This is a genomic window from Corallococcus praedator, assembly GCF_003612125.1.
Lineage (GTDB): Bacteria > Myxococcota > Myxococcia > Myxococcales > Myxococcaceae > Corallococcus > Corallococcus praedator.
Map to the genome: position 1 here is coordinate 1 of NZ_RAWI01000388.1, position 8,572 is coordinate 8,572.

Sequence of the window (8,572 nt, forward strand, 5' to 3'; positions counted from 1 at the left end):
GGGATGCGTTGATTGGGGCGGCGCGGGCGGCGGCCCTGGCGGCGGACCCCGGCGAGACGCGCGTCAGCGGGCCTTCGCTGTACCGGCTGGGGCTGGGCGAGCGTTCCGTGGTGGTGGCGGATGCGGCGCTGGTGCGGCTGTTCGAGCTCCTACGCCGGTTGGCGGCGAGCCCGCTGCCGGTGCTGGTGCACGGGGAGACGGGGGCGGGCAAGGAGAACGCGGCGTGGGCGGTGCATCACTGGTCCCCGCGTTCGGCGCAGACCTTCGTGGCGATCAACTGCGCGGCGCTGCCGGAGAGCCTGGTGGAGGCGGAGCTGTTCGGCCATGAGAAGGGCGCCTTCTCCGGCGCGGACCGCGCGCGGGCGGGGCTGCTGGAGCGGGCCAGTGGCGGGACGCTGTTCCTGGACGAGGTGGCGGAGCTGTCGCTGCCCATCCAGGCGAAGCTGCTGCGCGCGTTGGATCAGCAGGTCATCACGCGGCTGGGGGATTCGCGCGAGCGGCCGGTGGACCTGCGCGTGGTGGCGGCCACGCACCGGGTGCTGGCGGACGAGGTGAAGGCGGGGAGGTTCCGGCAGGACCTGTTCTTCCGCCTGTCCGCGGCGGTGGTGATGCTGCCGCCGTTGCGAGACCGACCTCGGGAGCTGCCCCTCCTGGCGCGGGCCTTCCTGGAGGACGCCTGCGCGAGGGCGGGGCGTCCGGTGCTGCACCTGTCCGCCGCGACCATGGCGGTGCTGGGCGCGCATTCGTGGCCGGGCAACGTGCGCGAATTGAAGAACGCGCTGGAGTACGCGGCGGCCACGTCGCCGGGGCCGGTGGTGGAGCCATCGCACCTGCCGGAGTCCTTGCGGGAGGGGCTGGAGCGCTCGGACGCGGACGCGGGAGAGACCACCGTTCGTGACGGGACGGAGCCCCCGGTGCCGCGTGCGTTCCAGAACCTGGCGGAGGAGCTGCGGACGCTGGAGCGGCAGCGGATGGTGGAGGCGCTGGAGGCGACGGGTGGGGTGCAGACGCGCGCGGCGCAGTTGATTGGCATGCCGCTGCGCACGTTCGCGTTCAAGCTGAAGCAGCACCGCATCGCTTCGCGAGGACGGGGCCCGGCGGGGGAATGAGGAGCGAGGGCCTCACACCGTGGCAGCCCCCCGCGACGTTCGGGGAGTACCGCCTGCTTCAGCCGTTGGGGCGGGGCGCGATGGGGGAGGTGTACCTCGCGCATGACACGGTGCTGGACCGGTTGGTGGCGGTGAAGTTCATCGCGGGCGTCGCGCCGGATGAGGTGCAGCGCGAGCGCTTCCGCACCGAGGCGCGGGCGATCGCGCGGGTGCAGCACCCGAACGTGGTGGGCATCCACCGCGTGGGAGAGGTGCGCGACCGCCCGTATCTGGTCTCGGAGTTCCTGCGCGGGGACAGCCTGGATCGGCTGGCGCGTCCGGTGCCGTGGGAGCGGGTGCTGGAGATTGGGATGGGGCTGGCGCGGGGGCTCGCGGCGGCGCACCGGCAGGGAGTGCTGCACCGGGACCTCAAGCCCGCGAACGCGCTGCTGACGGAGGACGGGCAGGTGAAGCTGCTCGACTTCGGGGTGGCGAAGCTGCTCGACGTGGCGGTCGTGCCCGTCGGGCCTGTTCTCCTGCCGGACTTCCAGGTGGGTGGGGCAGGGGGCCCGCTGGCGGAGGGCGCGGCCACGGTGGACCTGCCTGCGGGCACCGAGGACCGCGCGGGTTCGCTGCGGATCGCGACGGCGGGACGTTCAGGCGTTGCTGAAGCAGGAACCCTCCGACGCCTCGCGTCCGCGAACCACGCCACGCTCGATTCAGCGCAAGACCTGCGGCGGAGTGCGACGGCGGACCTTCCGCGCAATGCCGACGCGAGTGCATCCCAGCGCACCGCGACCGCGGCCCCGCTCGCGCCGCAGGAGCTTCCGCGCGGCCCCTCGGACCTGCTCTCCACGGGACGCATCGGGACCCCGCTCTACATGGCCCCCGAGGTCTGGCGCGGCGAACCGGCCACTGCCCGCAGTGATCTCTTCTCGCTGGGCGTGCTCCTCTACGAACTGTGCGGAGGCTCTACGCCGGGGCCGCTCGCGGACGCCCCCTTCGAACCTCGGACCTTCGCATCCCTGGACACGGTGGTTCCCGGGATCGATCCCACCTTCGCGTCGGTCGTCACCCGCTGCCTCGCGCATGACCCCGCCGAGCGCTTCGACTCCGCCGAAGCCCTGCGTGACGCACTGGAGTCCATCTCCTCGCGCCTCTCCATCACCCGAGGTGACACCTCCCTCGCGACGCCCCCAAGGCCCCGGCCCAGGTGGGTGCGGGTTGGCCGGGTGGTCGCGCTCCCGCTCCTGGCGGCGTCCATCCTCTTCGGAAGCAACTGGTACGGAGAGCACTCCCGTCGCCGCGACGCGGAGCGGGCACTGGCCTCCGCCGCCGCCACGCTCAATGGGAACCAGGTCCTGGGAGCGCAGATTGAAGCCCTCCGCGCGGAGGCGTTCGCCGCGTTCGACTCGGACCGCTTGCCCTTCGCCGAGGACGCCTGGGCCAAGGCCCTGAGCCTGGGCGCGAAACAGGCCCGAAGCTACGAGGAGGCCACCGCCATCCTCGAAGCCTCGCGGACGCGCGTGGGCGCGGGCTGGAATGATCCGTTGGACCAGCGGCTCGCCGACGTGCTCCTCCAGCGCATCCTCATCGCGGAGCGCGACCGTAAACCCGAGGTCCGCGCGGCCTTGATCCAACGCCTGGACGAAGTGGATCCCAGCGGCGTCACGAGCAACAAGCTGAGAGCCCCCGTCCGCATGGACCTGGACAGCGATCCCCCGGGCGCCGTCGTCCAGGTCGAAAGCCTGGAGCCCATCGCGGGCGAACCCTCCGAGCCCTGGACCTTCGGCACCACGCCCATCACCTCGGGCATCACCCTGTCACCCGGCTCCTACCTCCTGACGTTCACGCGACCGGACCGGCCGCCCGTGCGCTACCCCGTACTGCTCGGGAGAGGCGGCGTCTTCCAGGCCCGGGTCGTCCTCCCCGAACACGTCCCCGACGGCTACGTCTACGTGCCCCCGGGCCGCTTCCTCTACGGCAGCGGCGACGACGAAAGCATCCGCCGCACCGTCGTGCGCACGCGCCCGCTGCACCCCCTCACCACGGGCGCCTTCCTCATCGCGCGCCACGAAGTCACGTACGCGGACTGGCTCACCTGGCTGCGCGCACTGCCCGCGTCGGAGCGCGCCGCGCGCAGGCCCCGGGGCACGAACTACTTCGGCACCATCGAGTTGCTGCCCGACCCCGACGCCACCTGGACCTTCCACCTGGAGCACGAAGGCGTCGCCTACCACGCGAGGGAAGGGGAGCCGCTGCGCTACCAGGACCGGGAACTGCGCGCCGAACAGGACTGGCGCCGCTTCCCCGTGTCCGGCATCTCCTGGGAGGACGCCCGCGCCTACGCGTCCTGGCTGGACACCACCGGCCGGCTTCCCCGCGCGCGCCTGTGCACCGAACGGGAGTGGGAACGCGCCGCCCGGGGCGCAGACGGGCGCGACTATCCGCACGGTCCGACGCTCGCACCGGACGACGCCAACTTCGACGCCACCTACGGCCGCAAACCCCGCGCCTTCGGGCCGGACGCGGTGGGCTCGCATCCCGCGTCGGACAGCCCCTTTGGCGTGGCGGATCAGTCCGGCAACGTGTGGGAGTGGCTGGTGACGGACACCGGCGGCACGCCCGCGTACGGCGGCGGGTCGTTCTACCAGGACGCGCTCACCGCCCGGGTCCTCAACCACGGCGACGGAGAGCCGCGCACACGCTTCCCCTTCATCGGGATGCGCGTGTGCGCGTCCGTGCCGTGATTCAGAGGTCGCGCCCCGGGAGCTGTCCCACGGCGGGCAGGAAGCCCAGGTCCTTCACGAAGACGAACGCGGAGGAGGGGGCCTGGGTGGACGTGGCGTAGAAGCCCAGCGTCGGGTGCTTCCACAGCTTCAGCGGCCGGCGCTGCCCCGTGCTGTCGGCGTCCACGGCGCTGTACACATAGCCCTCGATGCCCTGGTCGGAGCTGACGGCATTGAGGAAGAAGCCGGTGGCGGGAGCGCAGGTGTTCGAGTCCGTGAGCAGCCTGCGCCCCACGTGGTCCACGCACCGGTACAGCGGCTTGATGAAGGAGCCCATGCGCTTCTTGATGGCCGAAGGCAGCTTCGCGGAGAGGATGGGACCTTCCGCGCGCAGGGGGACGAGCGACGGCGTATCCGCCAGCCCGTCACCGTTGAGGTCCGCCCGGAACGTGGACACGTCCTCGATGCCCGGGTGCTCCTGGAGATCCGCCACCACCGACGTGGTCGTCACGAACTCCGTGTCCGTCTTCTTGAACATCACCAACGCACGGTCGATGAAGAGCGAATAGGACACGAGCAGCGTGTCGTCCGCGTAGTTCGTCAGCTTCAGGTCCTCGCACGGCCGGATGGAAGGTCCGGTGGCGATGACGGGAGGCGTGCCGGCTTCGAGCGCGCGGTTGAGGCACGTGGCCTCCAGCGACAGGCTGTCCCAGCGCTTCTTGCCCAGGCACAGCGGGCGGACCGTGCCGCAGGAGTCCCGCTTCCACACGGCCTCGAGCGCGTATTGCCCCTGTTCCACGGTCGCCACGGGGTAGCCGTTGGTGCTCAGCGCCAGGGCGCTCTGCGGTCCCATGAACGACAGCGGGGTGCCATCCAGCGTGTTGCTCTTTCCCTCGCCGCAATAGTCCGCCCTCGCCATGCGCGTGCAGAGTTCGTGGGAGTCGCGCGCGACGGCGTCCGGAGAGGAGGGCCCACCCCAGGGCGCGTAGCCCCAGTCGATGCACTTGGCGATGACGCCGCCCCCCACGAAGAACGGATTGCTGGCCGTGCCCTGGTTCGAGGGCGCGCACGCGAAGGTGAAGTAGTCCGGGTTGTTCAGCAGCTCACCGCCCGTCGACCATGGATGGGGCACCGCGAGCGCGAACCCGCTGCCGGCGGGGCACAGCGGCACGGTGGGCGTCTTGTCGTCCGTGGTGGCGCTCACCCGGAACTCCCAGCGCGCCACACCGGAGCTGAGATTCTCGCTCGTACACGCGACCGGGGACGACGTGATGCCCGCGTGACAGCGGGCCTCCTCGATGACGAGCTTCACCGAGCGGCCCTCGAACGGCGCACGGAATGATGCTCCCACCAGCGTGGGCCCATCCAGGAAGTACCCCGTCAGCCCCGAGTAGGGTGGGGGCAGGCTGGTGCAGGACAGTTGGGCCACCATCAGCCGCCCGTAGACCTGCACCGCCTTCGCCGGACTCGCGCACTTCGCGCCAGCGAGAAACGGGGGCACCTCCAGCGAGGCCAGCGGGATGTTGATGGACTCGAAGCGCTCCGAGCCATGCAACTGCGTCCCCTGCGCGCTGTTCGTCGGAGGAGGCTCCGCGACCGCGACCGCGCCTCCCAGCAACACCGCGCCCAGCAGTCCCCGCCTCCAGGCCTTCATGATGGCTGACACGTGTTCGTCTCCCGCCTGCGATGGATTGAGCGAGGCGCTGGAACGCGCCCCCGCATGAACCTGTACGCCGAGGACCTGTGCAATTCGAAGGCCCGCATCCGTCGCCACGGGCGGCTGTGCAAACCTTGCCGGGAGTGCAAGCCCCGCACGCCCTGGCCCTGGCCCCTGTGCAAACCTTGCACGGGCACCTCGCGCTTCCTTGCTCCCGCCGCATCCCCCACAATGCCGCCGCTGCCGCACGACACGACTCACACGAAGAGGGAGGGGCCATGTCCCCAGGCACCCGCATCCTGGCCGCGCTCGCGTTGTTCTCGCTGTCCGGCACCGCCGTGGCGCAGACGCAGCCCGCGCCGAAGCCGCCGTCCGAGCAGAGCCCGGAGCAGCGCGCCGCGTACCTGCGCTCGCACTACACGAAGTACGAAGTGCGCATCCCCATGCGCGACGGCGTGAAGCTCTTCACGTCCTTCTACGTCCCCAACGACGCGAGCCCCACGAAGCGCTACCCCGTGCTGCTCCAGCGCACGCCGTACTCGGCGGCCCCGTACGGCGTGGACCGCTACCCGAACAGCCTGGCGACCGCGGCCTTCGAACAGGACGGCTTCATCTTCGCCGTCCAGGACGTGCGCGGCCGCTACCTGTCCGAAGGGGAGTTCGTGGACGTGCGCCCCCACCGCGACACCAAGCGCGGCAAGGAGGTGGATGAGAGCAGCGACACGTACGACACCATCGACTGGCTGGTGAAGCACGCGCCGAACAACAACGGCCGCGTGGGCCTGTGGGGCATCTCCTATCCGGGCTTCTACGCGGCCGCGGGCGCCATCGACTCGCACCCCGCGCTCAAGGCCGTGTCGCCGCAGGCGCCCATCGCGGACTGGTTCTGGGACGACATGCACCGGCATGGCGCCCTCAACCTCCAGCTCACGTTCACGTTCTTCTCCGCCTTCGGCAAGCCGCGCCCCACGCTCACCGACGTGGAGGGCTGGCATCCCCTGGAGATGGGCACCCCGGACGCGTACCAGTTCTTCCTGGACCTGGGCCCGGTGGGCAACGCGGACGCGAAGTACCTCCACGGAGACATCGGCTTCTGGAAGGACCTGCTCGCGCACCCCAACTACGACGCCTTCTGGCAGGCGCGGAACCTGTTGCCCCATCTGAAGAACATCAAGGCCGCGATGCTGGTGGTGGGCGGCTGGTACGACGCGGAGGATCTCTACGGCCCGCTGCGCACGTACGCCGCCATCGAGAAGCAGAACCCCGGCATCACCAACACGCTGGTGATGGGCCCCTGGCCCCACGGCGGCTGGATGCGCACGGACGGCTCCTCCCTGGGCGACGCGGACTTCGGCTTCCCCACGAGCGTCACGTACCAGGACCTGGCGCTGGCCTTCTTCAAGCACCACCTGAAGGGGGGACCGGCCCCCACCGTCCCGGAGGCCCTCGTCTTCGAGGGCGGCGCCAACCGCTGGCGCCACCTGGACGCGTGGCCCCCGAAGAACGCGAAGCCGACGCGGCTGTTCTTCCAGCCCCAGGGCGGGCTGACGTTCCAGGCGCCCACGGTCAAGGAGGCGTCGTTCGACGAATACGTGAGCGACCCGGCGAAGCCCGTGCCGTACACGCAGGAGCACTCCGCCAACATGACCCGGGGCTTCATGGCGGAGGATCAGCGCTTCGCCTCGCGGCGTCCGGACGTGGTCGTGTACCAGACGCCGCCCTTGGAGGAGGACCTCACGCTGGCGGGCCCGCTGGAGGCGGAGCTGTGGGTGTCCACCACCGGCAGCGACGCGGACTGGGTGGTGAAGCTGGTGGACGTGAACCCGGGCAAGCTGCGCGGCTGGACGAAGGAGGCGGAACGGGCCGGCGAGCGCGACCGGGGCGGCCAGCAGACGCTGGTGCGCGCGGAGCCGTTCCGGGGCCGCTTCCGCGACAGCTACGTGCAGCCGAAGCCCTTCACCCCGAACGAGGTGGCCAAGGTGCGCTTCGTCATCAACGACGTGTTCCACACCTTCCAGCGCGGCCACCGGCTGATGGTGCAGGTGCAGTCGAGCTGGTTCCCGTTCATCGACCGCAACCCGCAGACCTTCGTGCCCAGCATCTACGCGGCGAAGGAGAGCGACTTCGTGCGCGCCATGCACCGGATCCATCACTCGGCGGCGCATCCCAGTGCACTGAAGGTGTCCGTGCTGCCCGCGCTGGACGACTAAGTCACCAGCCGGACACGCGGGGTCTGCTACGCTGATGCGCCGCCGGGCGCGAGCGCTTCACGCCTTTCGCCTTCGACCCATGACGGGAGGGACATGACCGGTCACGACCGGACCGACGCCGGGCTGGTGCTGCTCGACGGAAGCATGGGGGAGGGAGGGGGCCACGTCCTCCGCTCGGCGCTGTGCCTGTCGCTCATCACCGGACGGCCCTTCCAGCTCACCCGGCTGCGCGAGCACCGGGATCCGCCGGGACTGCGCCCCCAGCACCTGGCCTACGTGCGCGGCGCGGAGGCCCTGAGCGCCAGCACCAGCGAGGGCGCCGTCGTGGGCGCGTCCGAGCTGCGCTTCACCCCGGGCCCGGTGCGCGCCGGGGACTACCTGCTGGAGGTGGGCACCGCGGGCAGTACGCCGCTGCTCTTCCAGTGCCTCGTGTACCCGCTGGCGCTGGCGGGCGGAGGACGGCTCACGCTGCGGGGCGCCACGCACCTGCGCAACAGCCCCAGCTTCCATGCGCTCACGGGCGCGTGGCTACCGGTGGCGCGCGCCTACGGGTTTCCCGTGCAGTTGTCGCTGACGCACGCGGGCTTCTATCCGGAGGGCGCGGGCGAGTTCACCGCGGAGGTGGGCGCCCCGGGAGAACCGCCGCTGCGGGTGGACCTGCCCGCGCGGGGCGTGCTGCGCGAGGTGCGGGTGATGTCCTTCGTGGGCGGGCTGCCCTTCGCCGTGGCGGAGCGTCAGTCGCGCGCCGCGGTGGCCGCGCTGCGCGAGCGGGGCATCCTGGCGGAGGCGGAGAACCGGCCGCTGCCGGTGACGCGCTCGCAGGGCACGGTGACGTTCGTGCTGGCGCAGTTCGAACACACCGTCGCGGCCTTCACGTCCCTGGGGGAC

Annotated in this window: 5 protein-coding genes; 4 read left to right on the forward strand and 1 reads right to left on the reverse strand. The window is 71.2% G+C overall.

Annotation, left to right across the window (positions count from 1 at the left end; genetic code table 11):
- Together D7Y13_RS33605 and D7Y13_RS33610 are read left to right on the forward strand one after the other, a co-directional pair.
- On the forward strand, window positions 1-1,109 hold a 1,109-nt coding region (locus D7Y13_RS33605), incomplete at its 5' end, for a sigma-54 interaction domain-containing protein (protein ID WP_147452549.1).
- Complete coding sequence (locus D7Y13_RS33610) at window positions 1,106-3,838, forward strand: bifunctional serine/threonine-protein kinase/formylglycine-generating enzyme family protein (RefSeq protein ID WP_120585779.1); 2,733 nt, start codon at window positions 1,106-1,108, stop codon at window positions 3,836-3,838. The genes D7Y13_RS33605 and D7Y13_RS33610, both read left to right, overlap by 4 nt.
- A gap of 1 nt (window position 3,839) precedes the next feature.
- Here the strand turns inward: D7Y13_RS33610 and D7Y13_RS33615 are convergent, their stop codons facing one another.
- A complete protein-coding gene (locus D7Y13_RS33615) occupies window positions 3,840-5,483 on the reverse strand; it encodes an ADYC domain-containing protein (RefSeq protein ID WP_147444525.1) in 1,644 nt (547 codons plus the stop codon).
- 269 nt (window positions 5,484-5,752) lie between these two features.
- Here D7Y13_RS33615 and D7Y13_RS33620 point away from each other — a divergent pair, with 269 nt between their 5' ends.
- Together D7Y13_RS33620 and D7Y13_RS33625 are read left to right on the forward strand one after the other, a co-directional pair.
- Window positions 5,753-7,684 carry a CocE/NonD family hydrolase gene (locus D7Y13_RS33620; protein ID WP_120585781.1) on the forward strand — a complete coding sequence of 644 codons (1,932 nt, stop codon included), beginning with the start codon at window positions 5,753-5,755 and terminating at the stop codon, window positions 7,682-7,684.
- Between the two features lie 93 nt (window positions 7,685-7,777).
- Window positions 7,778-8,572: RNA 3'-terminal phosphate cyclase (locus D7Y13_RS33625; RefSeq protein WP_147452550.1), on the forward strand; the 795-nt coding region annotated here is incomplete at its 3' end.

Excerpts from the sequence above, each read along its gene's own strand:
- D7Y13_RS33610 (WP_120585779.1), top strand. The coding sequence starts at position 1,106 with ATGAGGAGCGAGGGCCTCACACCGTGGCAGCCCCCCGCGACGTTCGGG.
- D7Y13_RS33620 (WP_120585781.1), top strand. The coding sequence starts at position 5,753 with ATGTCCCCAGGCACCCGCATCCTGGCCGCGCTCGCGTTGTTCTCGCTG.